The sequence below is a fragment of the Mesorhizobium sp. NZP2077 genome, from assembly GCF_013170805.1.
Taxonomy (GTDB): Bacteria; Pseudomonadota; Alphaproteobacteria; order Rhizobiales; family Rhizobiaceae; genus Mesorhizobium.
The window spans coordinates 5,872,663-5,889,822 of record NZ_CP051293.1 but is presented as its reverse complement, the minus strand read 5'-3'; the positions used below and the strand labels follow the sequence as shown (position 1 = coordinate 5,889,822).

At 62.8% G+C, this 17,160-nt stretch carries 12 protein-coding genes; 3 read left to right on the top strand and 9 right to left on the bottom strand.

Annotation, left to right across the window (positions count from 1 at the left end; genetic code table 11):
• Nucleotides 1-5: 5 nt before the first annotated feature.
• The 5 genes from HGP13_RS29355 to tagH all read right to left on the bottom strand — a co-directional run bounded on the left by HGP13_RS29355 (nt 6) and on the right by tagH (nt 9,935).
• Nucleotides 6-2,579 carry a serine/threonine-protein kinase gene (locus HGP13_RS29355; RefSeq protein WP_172232310.1) on the bottom strand — a complete coding sequence of 858 codons (2,574 nt, stop codon included), beginning with the start codon at nt 2,577-2,579 and terminating at the stop codon, nt 6-8.
• Nucleotides 2,580-2,584: 5 nt separating this feature from the next.
• Nucleotides 2,585-3,358, bottom strand: coding sequence for a protein phosphatase 2C domain-containing protein (locus HGP13_RS29350; RefSeq protein WP_172232307.1), 774 nt, complete (start codon nt 3,356-3,358; stop codon nt 2,585-2,587).
• 159 nt (nt 3,359-3,517) lie between these two features.
• The gene (gene tssM / locus HGP13_RS29345) at nt 3,518-7,072 is read right to left on the bottom strand and encodes a type VI secretion system membrane subunit TssM (protein ID WP_172232304.1); all 3,555 of its coding nucleotides are present in this window, start codon (nt 7,070-7,072) and stop codon (nt 3,518-3,520) included.
• Between the two features lie 22 nt (nt 7,073-7,094).
• A complete protein-coding gene (gene tssL, locus HGP13_RS29340) occupies nt 7,095-8,588 on the bottom strand; it encodes a type VI secretion system protein TssL, long form (protein ID WP_172232301.1) in 1,494 nt (497 codons plus the stop codon).
• 300 nt (nt 8,589-8,888) lie between these two features.
• A complete protein-coding gene (gene tagH, locus HGP13_RS29335; RefSeq protein ID WP_172232298.1) occupies nt 8,889-9,935 on the bottom strand; it encodes a type VI secretion system-associated FHA domain protein TagH in 1,047 nt (348 codons plus the stop codon).
• A gap of 249 nt (nt 9,936-10,184) precedes the next feature.
• On the opposite strand from tagH, the gene tssI reads away from it, so the two are divergent.
• Genes tssI through HGP13_RS29320 form a run of 3 tightly spaced genes read left to right on the top strand, consistent with a single transcriptional unit; the run spans nt 10,185 to nt 14,116 of the window.
• Entirely contained in the window at nt 10,185-12,509 is a 2,325-nt protein-coding gene (gene tssI / locus HGP13_RS29330) for a type VI secretion system tip protein TssI/VgrG (protein WP_172232295.1), read from the top strand.
• Entirely contained in the window at nt 12,493-12,945 is a 453-nt protein-coding gene (locus HGP13_RS29325; protein ID WP_246707151.1) for a DUF6484 domain-containing protein, read from the top strand. Before tssI ends, HGP13_RS29325 begins: the two co-directional genes overlap by 17 nt.
• Nucleotides 12,946-12,952: 7 nt before the next feature.
• Nucleotides 12,953-14,116: a hypothetical protein gene (locus HGP13_RS29320; protein WP_172232292.1), complete on the top strand. Its 1,164-nt coding sequence runs from the start codon at nt 12,953-12,955 to the stop codon at nt 14,114-14,116.
• Between the two features lie 29 nt (nt 14,117-14,145).
• Here HGP13_RS29320 and HGP13_RS29315 read toward each other — a convergent pair whose 3' ends face one another.
• Genes HGP13_RS29315 through HGP13_RS29300 form a run of 4 tightly spaced genes read right to left on the bottom strand, consistent with a single transcriptional unit; the run spans nt 14,146 to nt 17,158 of the window.
• Nucleotides 14,146-15,198 (bottom strand): hypothetical protein, encoded by a 1,053-nt coding sequence (locus HGP13_RS29315; protein WP_172232289.1) that lies wholly within the window; start codon nt 15,196-15,198, stop codon nt 14,146-14,148.
• Nucleotides 15,186-16,274, bottom strand: coding sequence for a DUF2169 domain-containing protein (locus HGP13_RS29310; RefSeq protein ID WP_172232286.1), 1,089 nt, complete (start codon nt 16,272-16,274; stop codon nt 15,186-15,188). The genes HGP13_RS29315 and HGP13_RS29310 overlap by 13 nt, the downstream gene beginning before the upstream one ends.
• 3 nt (nt 16,275-16,277) lie before the next feature.
• Complete coding sequence (locus tag HGP13_RS29305) at nt 16,278-16,721, bottom strand: hypothetical protein (protein ID WP_172232284.1); 444 nt, start codon at nt 16,719-16,721, stop codon at nt 16,278-16,280.
• A gap of 44 nt (nt 16,722-16,765) precedes the next feature.
• Nucleotides 16,766-17,158, bottom strand: a complete 393-nt coding sequence (locus HGP13_RS29300; RefSeq protein WP_172232281.1) for a hypothetical protein — start codon at nt 17,156-17,158, stop codon at nt 16,766-16,768.
• Nucleotides 17,159-17,160 lie beyond the last annotated feature (2 nt).

The following is a 17,160-nucleotide window of genomic DNA, read 5'->3' as shown; positions in this document are numbered from 1 at the left end:
CCATGCTATCCGCCGAGCCGGAAATACTTGGCGGTGGCTGAAAATTGCGATCCGTCGGTTTCGATCTCTTCGAGAATTTTGGGCAGCAGCACCGAGGCTGGCGTCGGCGTCGAGAAGGCTGCCGCCTGGATATCCTGCGGGCCGGTGATCACCATTATGATCTGCGGCACGGCCTTCCCGGCGGCCTTGTCGGCGGCGCCAAGGCCAATCGGGATGTTGAAGGTAGCCTTGGCGGAATGTGCGATGATGCGGTCGTCGAGATTGAATACCATGCCTTTGTGATCGATCAGCAGGACGCTGGAAATAAGCCCGCCGCGCGTCACGAGCGTGCCGCTGATCGGCGTACCATCAGGCACCGATGTCCGGTCGAGAACAAGCTGCGGCTTGTCGGCTGCGGTCTGCCCGAGAAAGCGCAGAAAGTTGGTGACTTCGCACTGGCTTGGCTCGATGAGGCGGACGCTGATGTCCGGCTCGACATGGAATTTTGCCTGGAAATCGCCGAGCATCCGTTCGAATGGCTGCACCGCGGTGCCAAAGCCTTCGATCGCGGCGGCCTTGTCGGTCGACGACGTCATGGTCGCATAGAAACAGTCGCCGCCGCCGAAGTCGCGAACCCAGGAGACACGTTGCGCGCTGTCATCGACGACCGGGGGGACCGCCGGTTTGGGCACGTTCAAAGCGACGACTGGTTGGTCCGGCTGGCTGGCCGGCGCCGCTTGGTTCTCGGTTTTCGCGACATCCGTCGGGCCTGAAGTAGGTTTGGGTGCCGGCATTGCCGGCTTGGGCGCTTCCGGCTGGCTGATCCGAGGCTCGGGCTTTGGGGTCTCCACAACCTTCGGCTCGGCCGGTGGCGGCGTTGCCACCTTCTCGGCTGTCGCGGGCGGAGCTGTCGTCTCATGCGCCGGAGTTGCCGTTTGATTGTTGCTGGCCATCGTATCCGGCTGGGGTGTCGGCGATGTCTTTGCGGACGGCTGCTGCACTTCCGTTGCCAATGGCTTTGGTGGTTCCGTGGCTTGCGGGGGAGCAATGGGCTTTGCCGGCTCCGCCGTCTTCACGGCCTTGGCATCTGTCTGGCTTCCAGCTTGCGGCGCGCTGGCCTCTGTTTGCGATTGCGCTGCCGTTGCCGGCGGCTTCGGGGGGGGCTCAGCCTGCGAGGGGATATCGGCGGGCTTGGCCGGCAGCGGCTGTTGGCTCGCCACGGCATCGGGCTGTTTTTCAGCCGGCGGCACGCCGGCTTCCGGCTGCGCGGGCGGAACTGTCGTTGCCGGCTCGGGGGCGCTCGCGACCTTGTCCGTGGGGGTCGGCTTTGACGTCTCCGCTGCTACAGGCTTCGATGGTTCGGGCGAAAGCGATGTCTTGCCGGCAGTCGGGGTCGCAGGCGTCATGAAGCCGCTCAGATACAGGCCCGCGCCTGATGCGACAGCCAGCGTCGCCAGGGCAGCAATCGCGATGGTTCGCGTCTTCGTGGATTTTCCACGTACATCCGTGGCGAGCGCGTGCGGAGGGCCGACGACCGGCGAAGGCAACGGTCTGGACAAATGCGCGGGCCGGACATGCGGAACGAAGCCCTGCTCGCCCGGACCCGTTGCCGTCGGCGCGCTGTGGCCCGCGACATTGGAGGGCTGGGGCCGCGACCCGGGATCAGGAACAAGCGTTTGCCCGGCCGCTGGCAAAGCCGGCCGGTCGCGGGGTGTCCTGGATGGCGGCGGTGTTGTCGCTTCGTCTTCGCCGCGCGTCATCCTGGCGATGTCAGCCATGCTGACCGGCCGGTCTTGCGGATCCGGCTGCAGCATGGCTTCGACAATGCCACGAAAATCGTCGTCGATGTCGGAGAGATCAGGCACGGTCCGGCGCTTTTCGATGATCTCGTACTGTGATCCGCTCATGTCGATCGGCTTGCCGCGCAGGGCGGCGGCCAGCACCAGCCCAAGGCTGTAGATGTCGGACTGCTCGCTGACGTCGCCGCTGTACAGCCCGAGCTGTTCGGGTGAAACGTAGTTGTACTTTCCCGCGAACTTTCCGCCGATCAACGTCTCGCCGCCCACGGTCGCCGATCGAGCGATGCCGAAATCGATGATCTTTGCGCGGTCGACCCGCCCCCCCGGCAGGATGATGTTATCGGGCGAGAGGTCGCGATGGATTGCTCCCGCCTGATGCACGGCGGCCAGGCCGGATGCGAGGCGATGACAGAGCTTGCGCACCTCTTCCGTCGGCATCGGGCCACGTCGCATGATGTCGAACAGCGACTCGCCGTCGACGAATTCCATGGCGAGGTAGGGACGGCCGATCCCGGGATCGATGGTGAAGACGTGGTATCGCACGACCGCGTCATGCGACAAATGGTTGAGGATCGAGGCCTCCTTGCGGAACAAGGACAGGATCGTCTGATCACGGGCAAACTCGGGCAGCACGATCTTGATGGCGACGTGGTCTCCGGTCTGGATGTTGTGGCCGCGATAGACCTCTCCCATGCCGCCGAACGCGATCCGTTCGTCAAGTTCGTAGATGCCGCTGAGCTGCGTGCCGACCGCGGTGTTGGCGACCTGCGGCGATATTCGCGTCTTGTCGTCGGCGCTCATCAGCCTCAGCCCTCCGCTCTGGACAGATCAGGGTGGAGCGATTGTCCATTGCGCCCGTTTCCGATCTTTACCAGCACAATGGTGACATTGTCCGTTCCGCCGCGCGCCAGAACCGTTTCCAGCAGGTTTTCACAGGCCGCCTGAGGCGTCGCCGACACCACTGCGGCCTCGATCTCCGCGTCGGTGACATGTGCCGTCAGCCCGTCGGTGGCCAGTACGAAAATGTCCCCCGGTATCAGTTCGCCCTGCTGGAAGTCGATGACGAAGTCGTCGCTCACGCCGACCGCATGCGTGATGACATTGCGGCGTGGCCAGGTCAGAGCCTCGGCCGCGCTGATCATGCCTCGATCCAGCAGTTCCTGCACTTCGGTGTGGTCCTTCGAAATCTGCGAGATCGTGGCGTTGCGGATCAGATAGACCCGGCTGTCACCCGCCCAAAGGCAGGCAAACCGTCCGTCCATCGCCAACAGGGCGGCGACGGTGGAGCCGATGGTGATGCCGCGCAACTCCGATATGCCACGGATCTCGGCATTGGCCCGGCTCAGCCTGTCCTCGAAACGCGCCCGCAGATCCGGAGCTGAGCTTGCGATGCCGATCGTGGCCAGGTGGTCGACAATGCTGGCCGAGGCGACCTCTCCGGCATCATGTCCGCCCATTCCGTCGGCCACCACCCAAAGCCCGGTTCGTGGCTCGAGCAGATAGTTGTCTTCGTTGACCTCGCGGACACAGCCCTTGTGGCTCACGCCGAAACTGTCAAAGGGAAGGGCGACATCGCTCACCTTGCCACCAAACGCGTCTCACGCGTCCTCTGCGTCGCACTCCCGGGCGCCCGCTCTCGCCAGTCTGCCACAGGCTCGGCCATTAAAGTATCGAAATTAAGGTCTGGGCGCCTGCGGCTCTTGCAGGGTGTCACCGCGTTGAAAAGTTCGAAGCCCATCTCAAAACGCCTTCGGACAGCTGAATCCGGAAAGTGCCGGAAGCAGGAACGGGTTGGGGCCGGAGCCAGTCTGGATCGTATAGGTGACGTCGCGTCCGCCGATCACGAAGCGCGCTTGGACATTGTTGTCGGTGCCGGTGATGGTCGCCTTGTCCATGAGCCGCTTCAGCGCCCACGGCCCTTCGAACTTGATGCTGGATTCGCGGCCTGGCATCTCTGGCGTGAGGCTCAGGCTGGCGGATCCCGAAGCTGCACCGCTCGGCCATGTCAAGGTGCTCGGCGCGCTGCCCGCCTGGTTGCTCTGGACGGTCTGGCCGTCGACATCGAGCACCGCCGCATCGGCATCACCATGCAGTGAGAACGGCGTGAAGGTGATGCTGACCGAAGGCGCCGAACCGCCCTGGGGAAAGAACGCGCTGCGGATTTCGGCCGCCAGCTGGAAGTTTTTCAGCGTCGACTTCGACAGGTCGCGGCCGAAGCGCGCATCCTGTTTCCAGCTCCAGTCCTGGCCGCTCATGTCGATCAGCGAAGCGAGATTTTGCGCGAAGAACCGGTCCAGCAGCCCACCCGGTGCGAACAGTTTGGCGAAATCCGCCATCGCCATGTCGTCGGCGCCGGTGCCGGAGAAAGGATAACGGCCGTTGATCGCCGCTTCGCAAGGTGCCGTGACCGCCTGGTCGAGCATCTGGTTCAAATTCGCCACCGAAGTCTCCGTGACGTTGCCTTCAAACTCGTCCGCCGTCGCATTGACCATTCTGGCGAGTGGCTTGGGCAGGCGCGAGGAATTGGCGCGAAGGGTAGCTATCTGCAGCTGCAGATTGGCGTTGACGCGTTCCGTTTGCGACGGCACGTCGGTCGCCAGTTTCAGGCTCTGGTAGATGTCACGGAAATTCTGGGTCAAGGCATCGATCGGGCGGCGTCCGGCAGGGCCGCTCACCAGGGCCTGGAACGACCTGAACTGCGCTTCGATATTGGCCCCGGGGCTCTGGTTTTGCGCTGCTGCCGATCCCGTGCCGGCACGGCTTTGTGATTTTCCGGTGGCGATTTGTATGCCGATACGAGCCAGACCCTTGGCCATCTTTGCTGCGTCCGGAGACTGGCCTTGAACCGTGCCGGCCTCAACCCCGGTGCCTGAGTCTTTGGCCTCCCGCGTCAGGGCGGTTTCGTCGGCGATCGCCGTAAACAGCTGTTCGATCGGCGAGGTGGGCGAGGCGACGGCGGAAAGCGCGATGTAGTGCGGCTTGTCCTTCAACATCGCCTTGAACTTCAACCCGTCGAGAACGCTGTTCCACGCCGCTGCAAATTCCTTGCCATAGCGATCGAGAAGTTCGGGGCCGAGCTTGAGCAGTTCCTGATCGATACCGCCCTGTTCGCCGCCACCGCCAAGGACCCACTGGTCGTCGACGAGCGTCTGCGCAATGCGCGAGAGCTGACCGAGATAGAAGGTGTTGAAGCCCGCATAGGTATAGAGGCCGGGAACACGAAGGCCTGACAGGTCGCCGCCGTCGACACGCTCGAACAGGAGCTGCGCCTCCGGTCCGCCTTTGACAGAAACGGAAAAATCCTCCAGCGCTGCCGAATATACCGCAGACTTGATCAAGGCGGAGGCGCGGTCGGCAAGGCTCATGCGCCCGAGCGAGCGCTGAGCGGCTTCGACGAGCGGCTGGTTGAGTTCGAAAACCGGATCATAGGCGTCGTCCAGGGCAAGCATGGCGCGCAAATGCTTTTCGAGCTGCTCGCGTCCTGCGCGGTTGTTTTCGCCTGGATAGCGGTTCTGCTCCCAATCCTGCTTCATCCAGGAAACGATCAACGCGTCGTCGACCTTCGGCGCCTTGCCGCCAAGCATCAGATAGATCTTCAACGGCTCGTAGAGCGCGGCGGGGTCGGCCATTTTGGCCTGGATCGTCCGCTCGGCCTGGATCAGCAGGCGCGATCGGAACATGCGTTCCAGTGCTTGCCGGTAAGCCGTCTTGGACGCCGAAAGCAGTCGCTCCCGCTGGCTGAGGCCGAACGTCTCCTCGATCGGTGTCGGCATGTCGCCGGTTTCGAACCCGGCCGGCAGGTCGCGCAACTGGTCAAGCGGACCGATGACGTTTTCGAGGTCGACATCGGTGACCTCGGTGCTTTTGAGCAGCGCGTCCGCCGTCGTGCGATACTGGCCCATGGCCTGCGTGGTGGAGGCAATCAGCGACCTGTTGGCCGTGAAGCTCAGGGCCAGGGTGCCGAGAGCCGCTGCTGCGATCAAGGCACTGGCGCTAAGCCCGGCAAATCTGGCGATCACTGCCCGCCTTGTCGCCGATTTGTCGTAGGAGACCCATCCGGATTCGGCAAAAATGACGCCGGTCAGCAGATCATGCAAAAAGAAGCTTTTGCCGCTTCCGGAAAGATGGGCGCGGGAATTGCTGCCGAAGCTGCGGCCTATCGCACCCAGCACCTGATCGATCGGCGTTCCCTCTTGCGTGCCTGACGAAAAATAGAGCCCACGCAGGCTGGCATTGACCTGGCTGCGGGTCGGATCGAACAGGCTGGCGACAAAACTGGCAACTCGGCCCTTCAGCGCGCCGAACTGTGCCGGAAAGCCGAAGACGGACATGCGCGCGACCGGATCGACCTCTTCCTGAAGGCGGTCGGGCATCTCCTCGACCAGGCGCCTTGCCAGTGCATCGAATTCGGCCGGCGCTTCGGCAGCCATGTTCTTGATGCGATCGCTGGTCTGGAATGTCGCGCCCCAGACCTTGCGGCGGCGTGGCTCGTCGAAAGCGCCGAAATAGTCCATGAACCCGACGACGAGATCGGCCTTGGTGAACAGCAGATACACCGGAAACTGGATTTTCAGCGTCTCGTGGATTTCCCGCAGACGACTGCGTATCTCGACGACGTGAGCGTCAAGCTGCTGATCGTCGAGGCCGATGAGATCGGCAAGGCTGATCGCCAGGATGACGCCGTTTATCGGTTGCCGTGTGCGGTATTTCTTGAGCAGCGACAGGAAGGCGAGCCAGCTCTTGCTGTCGCTCCCGGCATTGGACTCCTGCGTCGTGTAGCGTCCGGCGGTGTCGATCAGCACGGCCTGATCGGTGAACCACCAGTCGCAAGCGCGGGTTCCGCCAACGCCGGCGACTGGCTGGGCATCGCCGGAACCCGCCAGCGGAAAATTCAGGCCCGAATTGACCAGTGCCGTTGTCTTGCCCGCGCCGGGCGGGCCGATGATGATGTACCAGGGGACCTCATAGAGGAAATTGCGCTTGCCGCTCGACCGTTTGAGCGCGGCGATCGCCTCGTTCATCCGCGTCTCGAGCACCTGCGAGTCGTCATCCCTGTCGTCATTGCGGGCAACGGCCGTCTCCAGCGCTTTTTGCGCCTTGCGCATCCGCCAGAAACGCAATCCATAGAAGAGCGCCAAGGCCGCCACGATCACAGCGATGATTGCCGCGCGCAGCCAGACAGGTCCGAGAGGACGGCTATCGGCGAAGCGGATCAAAGGTCCGACAAACCACACTGCCGCCGAAAAACTGGCCAGCGCGATCATGCTGAAGATCCGCAGCAGCCAACGCGTCATCGGCGCTTCCAACCGGCCGTGCTCACAATGTTTCCTCCTTGGCGATCATCACATCGACACGGCGGTTCTTGGCGCGGCCTTCCGGCGTTGCATTGTCGGCGATCGGCTCGTCCTCGCCCTTGCCGTCGACGGTCAGCCGCGAAGGATCGCTGAACTTCGGCGCCACCATCGTTTCGACGGCCTTCGCCCGGGCGACGGAGAGATCGAAGTTGGACTTGAACGGGCTCGATTTTCGCGGCTTCACATTGTCCGTATGGCCGACGATCCTGATCGGGCCGCGCTCGGGTTCCAGGGCGGCAGCGATATCGGCGGCTATGGGTTGGAACTCCGGTTTCGCATCGGCCCTGCCGGACTGGAACAGCAGGAGATTGTTGATTTCCACGACGATGAAGTCGCCCTTCGTGCCCACGGTCAGCCCGCCGGCCTCGACTTCCTTGGCCAGCGCCGAGCGGATGCGATCAATCTGCGTGGTTGTGGCTGCAGGGGGAGCGACTTTCACCGGCTCCGCCAATGGCGCCACGCTGGCCCGCTCGATGGCGATCGGTGTCGATGGGGTGAGTGCCAGCAATTCACCGGCAGTAGCGTCGCCTTCATTGGTGATGAAGACACGAAGTGCGAAAAACGCCGCTGTCAGCAGCGCCGACGCTGCTGCCGCGACGACCCAGAGCGGAAGGCGTGTCGACGATTGCGTCATCGTCGCCGCCAGGCCTTGCCAGCGGGGCGAGATGTCCGCGTCCGCACGAGGCTTGAAATAGCGAAGCGTTTCGTAGACGTCGCGCCGGACGCGTTCAAGATTGGTGTCCTCGTGTGTCAGGCCTCTATACTGCCCCTCGAACCCCAGCGACAGGCAGGCATGCATCAGTTCGAGCAGGTCGTAATGTGCCTCCGGAATGGCCAGGATTTTGTTCAGCGCTTCGAAAAAGCCCGTGCCGTTGGGCTCGACGTGGAAGAACTGCGACAGCATGCTGTGCTGCGCCCAGACGTCTTTGCGCGGCCAAGGCAGGTTGCCGATGAGATCGTCGGCGGTTTCGCAGAGAACAAATTTCGCAATCCGCGCATCCTCTTCGGCAACGCCCGATTTCTCCAGTGCCCTGTCGAATTTATCAATCGCCTCAGCGACATGTTCGGCCAACGGCTCCGCCTGTCTCTCGACGGGGACAAGCCTGAGCTGGCCGAACAGCATCAGCAACGGTGCGGCCGCGGCAAGGATCGGGTTTGCCGCGGAATATCGGATACCGTCGGTGACATTGAGCAGGGTCTCCTGCCGCAGGGCCGGCGCCGGCACCGCAGCGGCCGCGGAAGGCGTTCCCTGATAGATTACCGTCCCGGATGCCCAGCCCGGCGGTGTATGTCGGCCGACGCCGGGATCGAACACGGTCGAGTCCTTGACCTGCGACGGTTGCCCGCCATCCCGAGCGGGCTCCTGAGAGACGGGCGCCGGCTTTCGCTCACGCCGTGGCGTGGCGCGAATGACGGTCTTGCCCGCCGGGCCGAAAGGATCGTCTTTCGAGCTCATGGCCGATCGCCCGTCCGCGCCTGACGTCCGCCCTCTTGGCGGACAGGCGCAAAGCTTCTCGCGGTCAGGTAAAGCAAAGGCAGGCCCCGCAGGTCAGGGCTCTGTCTTGAGGAAGGCAGACTAAAACTTGCTATCCCGCCGTAAGATGACATTTGCCGCAGACCCCCAGGTCGATCAGCCTTACCCGCTTGGCGAATTGTCGTATGCGATCGTAATCCCGCAAATTCTCGATTGGAACCGGATGCAGCGCACCGAAGAAGTATCTTCATCGGCTGCAACGCCACGGCTCCGCTGGAGCGCCTATTTCTGCTTGTCGGCCTTGGCATAGGCTTCGCTGAAATAGGCCAGGAATATGTCCAACATGCCGTTCTCGTGGGATTCCTCCATGGTTCGCCAGGTCGCGACAAAAGCGTCCCAGGCCTGGCTCTTTTTCGACGAGAATGATGTCGGCGGAAGCTTTCTTCCGATCGCTTCCGGAGACAGGTCGTCAAGCAGCCGCGACAGCGCCGCCTGCATGGCGGCATAGGTGGCGAATTCGTGCGTCTTGAGATCGCGGAATGCATCCTCGATGCTGCGCCTGGCATCGAGATAACCGGCTCGGCGCCGTGCGAACATGATTTCGAGGATCTCGTCGGTTCCCGGAACGAACTTCAAGGGATTGTTGTCGGCGGCGCTGATCATCGTTCGTTGCGTGCTCTTGGCCAGCATCTTTGCCGCCGCGCGCGCCTTCAGCAGCAAGGTCAGTTCCTCGACCACCGTCCGCAGCACCCCGCCGATTTCGGCGGCAACTTCATGCGGGTCGCGCGATTGCAGCAATTCCGGCGAGATGCCGGCTCCGATCGCGATTTCCCGAAGCACATCTTCCCTGGTCGAGGGCAAAGGCGACGGGAACGTCAATGCCGCAACCCGCTGCCCGGACCGTTGCTCCGCGGGATCGAAGAACGGCCCATCTCCGAATTCCAGCGACCGGCCTGCCGCGGCCGGCATTTCGCGCTGCGTCGAACCGTGGCTGGGATGACCGGTCGTGGCGCGCTCCTCATCGATCGAGACGAAAATGACATAACGGCCGATCAGCATCCGGTCGCCATTGCCCAACCGATGCGGGCCGGTCATGCGCTGACTTGACCCGTTGATGTAGGTGCCGTTGCGCGAGACATCGTGCAGCCAGAACGCGCCTGCCTCGTAGCGGACCTCGCAATGCCGGCCCGAGATGAATTTGTCGGGGTCCGACAAGGTCCAGTCGCAAGCATCGCGTCCGATTTCGAAGCCGCGATCCCGCGCCGCGTAGCCGGTCGAGATGCCCGCAGGCAAGGCATCGACATTGTTGATTTGCAGACTGATGTACATCCAGGATCGCCGTCGAACACTGACCGATACTCCACATTCTAGCAGTTTGCACATCCAACAGGACAGCAGCGTTTCGAGGCGATGCGTCGACATGGTAAGGTTTTTCCGCCGTGCCTCCTCTTTGGTCGGCGCGACAACATGTGGTAGGCTCAACATGGCCTGGTGCGGCGGGCCTGAAAAGTTCCTGATGAGATGGCGGGAACTTCAAATCCACCGCGCCGGCGGCCGCGTCCAGGAGGGGCACGACCCATGCCGAACGAACGTGCCACTGTTGTGCAGACACCGGTCGGCGCCGAGCTGACCTTCACGCATCTTGTCGGCCGCGACGAGATCAGCCGCTGCTTTGCCTATACGGTCGGGTTCGTCAGCCCGAGCCACGATATCGATCCGCTGAAGATGCTGGGGGGCATGGTTTCGGTCGAAGGTGAATCCGATCCGAAACGGTGGTTCAGCGGTCTGGTGTCCGAATTTCGCCTGACCCGCATCGAAGACCGGCTGGCCTACTACGAAGCGATCGTCAGGCCGTGGCTCTGGTTCCTCGGCAATGCCACAGATTGCCGGATCTTTCAGAACATGACCGCTGTCGAGATCGTCGAAAAGATTTTCTCGAAATACGGTACGGCAAAATTCGAGAAGCGGCTGCAAGGGTCGTACCCCTCGCGCGAATACTGCGTCCAGTACGACGAGAGCGATCTCGATTTCGTCCAGCGCCTGCTCGAGCACGAAGGCATCTTCTATTTCTTCGAGCATGACGAGGGCAAGCACACGCTGGTGCTGTGCGACGCGATGAGCAAGCTGAAGCCGGCGCCGGGCTACGAGAAGATACCCTATAATTTCGAGGGACAGGGCTCGCGGCGCGACGTCGAATACATCACGGAATGGATTCCGGGCAGTTCGGTGCGGCCCGGCGCCTATGCCCACACCGACTATGATTTCAAGAAGCCTGGTGCCGACCTGATGGCGAAGTCGGCCCAACCGTTCAGCCACAAGGAAGCCTCCGGCGAGAATTATCGCCAGCCTGGGGCGCATCTCGATGTCGGGCGCGGCGACACCCTGGCCGGCATCCGGCGCGAGGAACTCCAGGCCGTGCACCAGCGCATCACGGCCGTCGGCACCGTGCGCGGCCTCCATTCCGGCTGCACCTTCAAGCTGGAAAGCTTTCCGCGCGACGACCAGAACCAGGAATATCTGGTGGTCAGCGCCGAATATCGGCTGTTCGATCCGGGCTACAGAACCCAGAACGAGGCTCACAGCGAGAATTACAAGATCGTGCTGGGTGTCGCGCCGACTGCCTTGCCCTATCGCCCGCCGCGGATCACGGCGCGGCCGATCATGCGCGGGCCGCAAACGGCGACAGTGGTCGGCCCTTCGGGCGAGGAGATATTCACCGACAAATACGCGCGGGTGAAGGTGCAGTTCCACTGGGACCGCCTGGGCAAGAAGAATGAAAACAGTTCCTGCTTCGTGCGTGTCTCGCAGACCTGGGCCGGCAGCGGCTGGGGTTTCATCCAGATACCGCGCATCGGCCAGGAGGTGATAGTCGACTTCCTCGAAGGCGACCCTGACCTGCCGATCATCACCGGCAGAGTCTACAACGCCTCGCAGATGCCGCCCTATGGCTTGCCGGGCAACGCAACGCAGTCGGGGTGGAAATCCAACTCCTCGAAAGGTGGCGGCGGTTACAACGAGCTGATGTTCGAGGACAAGGCCGGCTCCGAACTGGTCAATTTCCAGGCGCAGAAAGACCACCACCTTCTGATCAAGCATGATCGCAAGAAGCTCGTCCAGCACGACCAGTCCGACCGCATTGACCACGACGCCAAGCATTCCGTCGGCCACAACCTCGACGAGGACGTCGGCAACAACAAGACGGTCAAGGTCGGCGTCGACCAGACGACCAATATCGGCTCGAACGACACCGAGACGGTGGGCAAGAACCGGTCGCTGACGGTGGGGGCGAATGAGACGATCGGTATCGGTTCGAACTCGACGGAGACAATCGGCTCCAACCACTCGCAGACGGTGGGGATTGTCCAGACGGTGACTGTTGGCGCGGCTCGCATTGATACGGTCGGGGCGTCCGAGACACGAAGCGTTGGCGGGCCGCAAACGAATACAATCGGTGCGACGCGGTCGGTCACTGTCGGGCTCAGTCAGAGCCATAGCATCGGCACCGCGGATAGCTGGAACGTGGGAGCGGCGCAAACGATCAATGTCGGAGCTGACCAGAGTATCACCGTTGGCAGCGCCCAAACGTTCAGCGTCGGCGCGGCACGTAGCGCCAGCATTGCCGCCGACGACAGCACCGAAATCGGCGGGGGCCACGCACTCAAGGTCGGCAAGGGCAGCGGTATTCAAGTTGCCGAAGACAGTTCGATCAAGGTCGGCAAGAAGTTGATGATCGATGCCGGCGACGAGATCACGCTGATATGCGGCGACGCCTCCATCACCATGAAAAAGGATGGCACGATTTCCATTAAAGGCAAGGATATCCGCATCCAAGGCAGCGGCGATGTCCAGGTCAAAGCTGACGGCGACGTCAAGATCAAGGGTAGCAATGTCTTCAACAACTGAAATGACTGGACGCGACGAATCGGTCGAACGCATCGACGGTGTCGTCATCGGGCTGCTGATCGGCTTCGAGGATGGCGCGCCGCTCGTGGTGTTCGTCGGCAATCCCGGCGAGACGGCACTCAGGGCCCGCAGCCTGGCGAGGCTCGACTCCTCGGCGGTCGGCGCGGAGGTGGCGCTGCTCTTCGAAGGTGGCGACCCGAGCCGCCCGCTCGTCGTCGGACGTATTGTGGATCCTGCACACCCGAGTGACCAAGTGCAGGTGGTTCGCGACGGCGAAACAGTGACGCTGAATGCCAAGGAGCGCATCGAACTGCGTTGCGGCCTGGCCTCCATTATTCTGGAGAAGAATGGTCGCATCTCGATACGCGGCAGTCAGCTGAGCAGCCAGGCAAGCGGCGTGAACCGTGTGCGGGGTGCGGCTGTTCACCTTAATTGAGAACTCCATGCAGCGGATTGCAACGATCCCGTCGATTATTGAGCAGCATGTCGAGGACGCCGCGTTCCTGTGGCACCGTCGTGCGCGGGAGATCGATGGCCACCTGATGGGGCCTTTCGATATAGGCCGCATCGACCAGCGGCTCGACGCCAATCTCGACGGGCTGTTCGCAGCCGGCCAGGCGGCGTGGGACCTCGTGACGGCACGCTTTGCCGACTACCAGGAGCCGCCCGAACTGTTTTTACTCGGGGCCTTGGCGTTCGAATGGCAATCCGCGCCCGCCATCAGGTTTGCCCTTGAGAGCGCGGGACCGCTTGGGAAGTCCGGGTTGTCGGCGCTGTCCGGCGCGGTTGCGCGCAGCTCGCCGGACAGGTTGAAGCCGTTTGTTGCGCGTTGGCTGAATTCGACGGTCGCAACGGAGCGTGCATTGGGGGTTGGCGCGCTGTACCACCATGAAGTCGATCCCGGGCCTAGGCTCGCGGAACTGCTGACTGACCGCGACGCCGAAGTGCGGCGCAGGGCGCTGAAGCTCGCGGGTGCGCGGCGGCGTCGGGATGTGATCGTCGAGGTTGCGGCATGTATGGAAGCGCGTGGTGCGGAGGAACGGCTGCAGGCGGCGGTAGCGGCATGCCTGCTGGGCGAGGCTCGGCTGGCGCAACCCGTGCTAGACAAGATGTTGGAAGGCTATCCGGAGTTTGCTGGAGCCGTCATGGACATTCGGCTGCTCACCACGCCGTCGATCGCGGCGCGGTCATGGTGGCAACAGTTCGTATCCACCCCGGCAACGCGGGAGGCGGCAGTCGCGGCGAGCGGACTGCTGGGTGACATGGCGATCATGCCCTGGCTGATCGAGAAGATGCAGTCGCCTGAACTCGCTTATGCAGCGGGGCTCGCCCTGCGCGACTTGATCGAGATTGACTTCAACGACACCGACGTGTTCGTCACGGACCCAGCCAAGCTGGGGCCGGAGTTCGAGACTATAGAGGTGACGCCGCTGCCTTCCGCTTCGCGGGCCCAAGCCTGGTGGGACAATGGGAAAGGCCCGGTGAGGTTCGATAAATTTCAGTCAATGCGGAGGCTGAAGCTGGATGCAATGAGGAAGGCGCTTGCTAACGCGGAGCTTGCGATGGTCAACTGGCGGCGTTCGCGCCCGATTCCGGCGTGGATGTGAGAACCGCCCGAGGGCGCGAGGCGGTTCAATCACGCACTGACGACCTGGCTCACCAGCGCGGCGGCACGCATGCCGGCTTCCGATGCGGCCTCGCACATGGCGACACGGCCGGGAGCATAGGCCTTGGCGAAACTGTCGGCGGCAATGAGCAGGGTCAGCGCACCGGCACCGGCGCCGATGTCGCCGATCGTCATTGCGGGATAGGCCATCGGAAAGGTCTCGCGGCGCGTTCGGTAGAAGCGTGCACGCCCGATCAATGTCTCCCACGCGCTGTACCGTTCGCCATTGTCGTTACCAACAATGAACTTGATGTCGGACTCGGTCGGCCCCTTGTCTTCGATCGCGGTACGGCAGGCAGCCACCAACGCCCTGCCTTGGCTGTTGTTCTCCGACAACACGGAGTTTTCCTCCATCGCGGCGCCGACCCCGTGAATGGCGCACTGGGCGGCCAAACCGCGACCGGGCGAGCGGCGCAGGCAGACGACGGCGGCACCTTCGCCCGGCACAAGACCCTGCGCATTGTCCTCGGCCTTCAGGCGGTTGGCGGCCATGAGCCGGGCGATATCCTTGTCGTTCACCAGGCTGTCGACGCCACCCAGCAGAACCTGCTCGACTCCTGGCGTTGCCAGGAGATCCGCCGCCCGATCCAGCAACCCGATACAGGCCGCGGCGCCCCCGTCGAAGACGCGCGAGGAGGGATGGAACCTTTCGCCCAGGTTGTCTTGCAGGCCGGCAAGAAACTTGCTGGCCGGTATCTCCGAGAAAGCCAGATGGTCCCGGAACGCCTCCGGCGTTACCAACAGCAGAGCGCTGGCTCCAGCAGAAACACCGCCTTTTTCGAGCGCCTCGCCGACCGCGCGCGCAGCCATGCTAGTGAGCCACACGTTCTCGGTGAGGCGAAGGGAATAGTGCGAGGGGATGCGGGAAACGGTCTGATCTTCGCCGAACGGGTCGGTTAGGGTACGCCGCTCGAACGCTGAAAGACTGGCCCGGATTGCGGCAAGTGTCTGGCGCGCATTGAGGCCGGCTGGTGTCACGGCGCCACCGCCCATTATGTAGATCGGAGCCCTCAGCCCAGCCATGTCGCCCTCGCGGCGATCAGTCCGTCGTCGCCGCGCGGGCTGAGATAGGCCTTGCGCTTGCGTCGCGCGAGGAGAAAGGCGGGCGTCACATGGCCGAAGACGATCTCCCTGAGCGCGGGCGTGTTGCGCCTGGTGACGATGGATAAGCGCGACTTCAGCGTGACGCGGCGCAAATCCGGCTCGATGACAACCGTGTCGATGTGGAAAGCCCAATCCTCCGCACGGTCGTCGTAAAGAAGGCGGATCGGAGCCATGACACGCGGCAACCGGAAGTTCCAGCGGCCCTCTGGCGTCATGCCGATGACGCTGACCTCCTCGCCTTCGTTCAGATACTGCAACTGCTGATCGGCGGGCGCGCAGAGATTGTGGCGCGGATCGAAATCCCTTGGCGCAAGAGGCCACTGATTGTCGATCCAGGCTTGATCGTAAGTGCCCGCTAGCGGCAGCCTTGGATGCCAGCCACGTCCGATCACGCCGAACCCGGCCGGTCTTGGCCGATCAGACGGGCTACGGAACGGCTCACTCGCATAGGTGACGTTGGGTGCATGCGTCTTCACGGCCTTGTCAGCGGAGCGCGCATGATGGAAGCCGACGCCAAGCGGGTTACGCGGATCAGTCCTGCCGGTGTCATCGGTACCGCCGTAAGCGCGCTCGTAGATGATCGGCATCCTTGCGAAGGGATGTGGCTGGCTGTAGCCGCCCGCATCATAGAGGCGATCGCCGCTCACGTTGAGTACCTTACGGATGCTGGCCACCTTCAACCCGACCTGCATCTCTTGGACGCGCCCCTCGCGCGGCGCATATGCCTGGCCGTTCAAGATAATGTCGATCCCCGGCTTGGTCCAGGCGATCTCGCCTTCATAGCGGGTTGACGAGCAGGCAGGGTCGCCGAATGGCACGTCGCCGAAGCTCACCGGCAGTTGTTGCACCGCTGGCTGAAATCGCGTGGCATCTCCTGGCATATCGAAGCTGGCCGAGAAAACCGCCAGGAAAACCTCGTTACCGTCAGCATTTGCCTGGACAAAGGTGCCGGCGACGAACGGCGTGCGATTCTCGATCCAGACCGCGAACATCATGGATCAGCACCAATTGCCTTTTTCGTTCTGGCCGATCGGCCAGTAGGGCATACAGGCGACGAGCTTGACCAACTCGGTCTTGCCTGCATCGATCAGCCATTGAAGCAGGAAGATTTCGGCCGCGACGCCAGTTTCTTCACCCGCGCTGACGTTGATCGTGACGCATTTCAGCCAGTAGCGGCGTATCACCCAGACCACCTGCGGACTGGCCGCCGCACCCGCGACGCGGTCATCGAAGGCTTTCTCGAGGGCCTTCTCGCGGCTGCCCTGGAGCTCCTCTTCGGTGGAAATGATGTCTGCCCACCACTCGGCGGCGATGTCGTAGGCGTCCGTCAACTCCGCCTCATACTCGGCGAACAAGGTCCTGTGCGTCGGGCTGGCCTCGTCGCGCTTGCGAGCGACGCGGATATCTTGCGGCGGGGCGACATCACGGGGCTGCGCGAGCAAGCGTCTGATACCGAGATCTGAACTGTAGCGTATGATCAGGGCCACTATTCAACCTCGTCTTCGGGGTTCATGGCCATCGGCACAAAGCACAGGCCATCGATGAGGGGTTGGAGTTCCGGGGCAAAATGCCGGACATTGATGATGAGGATTTCGACCGGCCACTCGAAAGCCCGACTTCGGCCACCGCTATCGATGCCCCACTTCTCTTCGGGCTCATCGCCCTCGGGGCGTTGCGCATTGTTCCAGGCCACAATCTCAAGGTAATGCTTGCGGAAGATCGCCAGCACCCGTGGGTGCCCCGCGACCCCGGTCGGCCAGCGTTTCCAGACGGCCTGTCCTTCGTCGGCGATCATGTCATCCCACCAATCCTCCAATTCGGGCTGGATGGCGATCAGTTCGCTGATGTAGCTGTCTCTGATTTCTTCTATACCGCGCATCA

What these genes read in the sequence shown, in the direction of transcription:
- HGP13_RS29355 (WP_172232310.1), bottom strand. Translation starts at nt 2,579, where the DNA reads ATGAGCGCCGACGACAAGACGCGAATATCGCCGCAGGTCGCCAACACC.
- tssM (WP_172232304.1), bottom strand. Translation starts at nt 7,072, where the DNA reads ATGACGCGTTGGCTGCTGCGGATCTTCAGCATGATCGCGCTGGCCAGT.
- tssL (WP_172232301.1), bottom strand. Translation starts at nt 8,588, where the DNA reads ATGAGCTCGAAAGACGATCCTTTCGGCCCGGCGGGCAAGACCGTCATT.
- tagH (WP_172232298.1), bottom strand. Translation starts at nt 9,935, where the DNA reads ATGTACATCAGTCTGCAAATCAACAATGTCGATGCCTTGCCTGCGGGC.
- tssI (WP_172232295.1), top strand. Translation starts at nt 10,185, where the DNA reads ATGCCGAACGAACGTGCCACTGTTGTGCAGACACCGGTCGGCGCCGAG.
- HGP13_RS29325 (WP_246707151.1), top strand. Translation starts at nt 12,493, where the DNA reads ATGTCTTCAACAACTGAAATGACTGGACGCGACGAATCGGTCGAACGC.
- HGP13_RS29320 (WP_172232292.1), top strand. Translation starts at nt 12,953, where the DNA reads ATGCAGCGGATTGCAACGATCCCGTCGATTATTGAGCAGCATGTCGAG.
- HGP13_RS29315 (WP_172232289.1), bottom strand. Translation starts at nt 15,198, where the DNA reads ATGGCTGGGCTGAGGGCTCCGATCTACATAATGGGCGGTGGCGCCGTG.
- HGP13_RS29310 (WP_172232286.1), bottom strand. Translation starts at nt 16,274, where the DNA reads ATGATGTTCGCGGTCTGGATCGAGAATCGCACGCCGTTCGTCGCCGGC.
- HGP13_RS29300 (WP_172232281.1), bottom strand. Translation starts at nt 17,158, where the DNA reads ATGCGCGGTATAGAAGAAATCAGAGACAGCTACATCAGCGAACTGATC.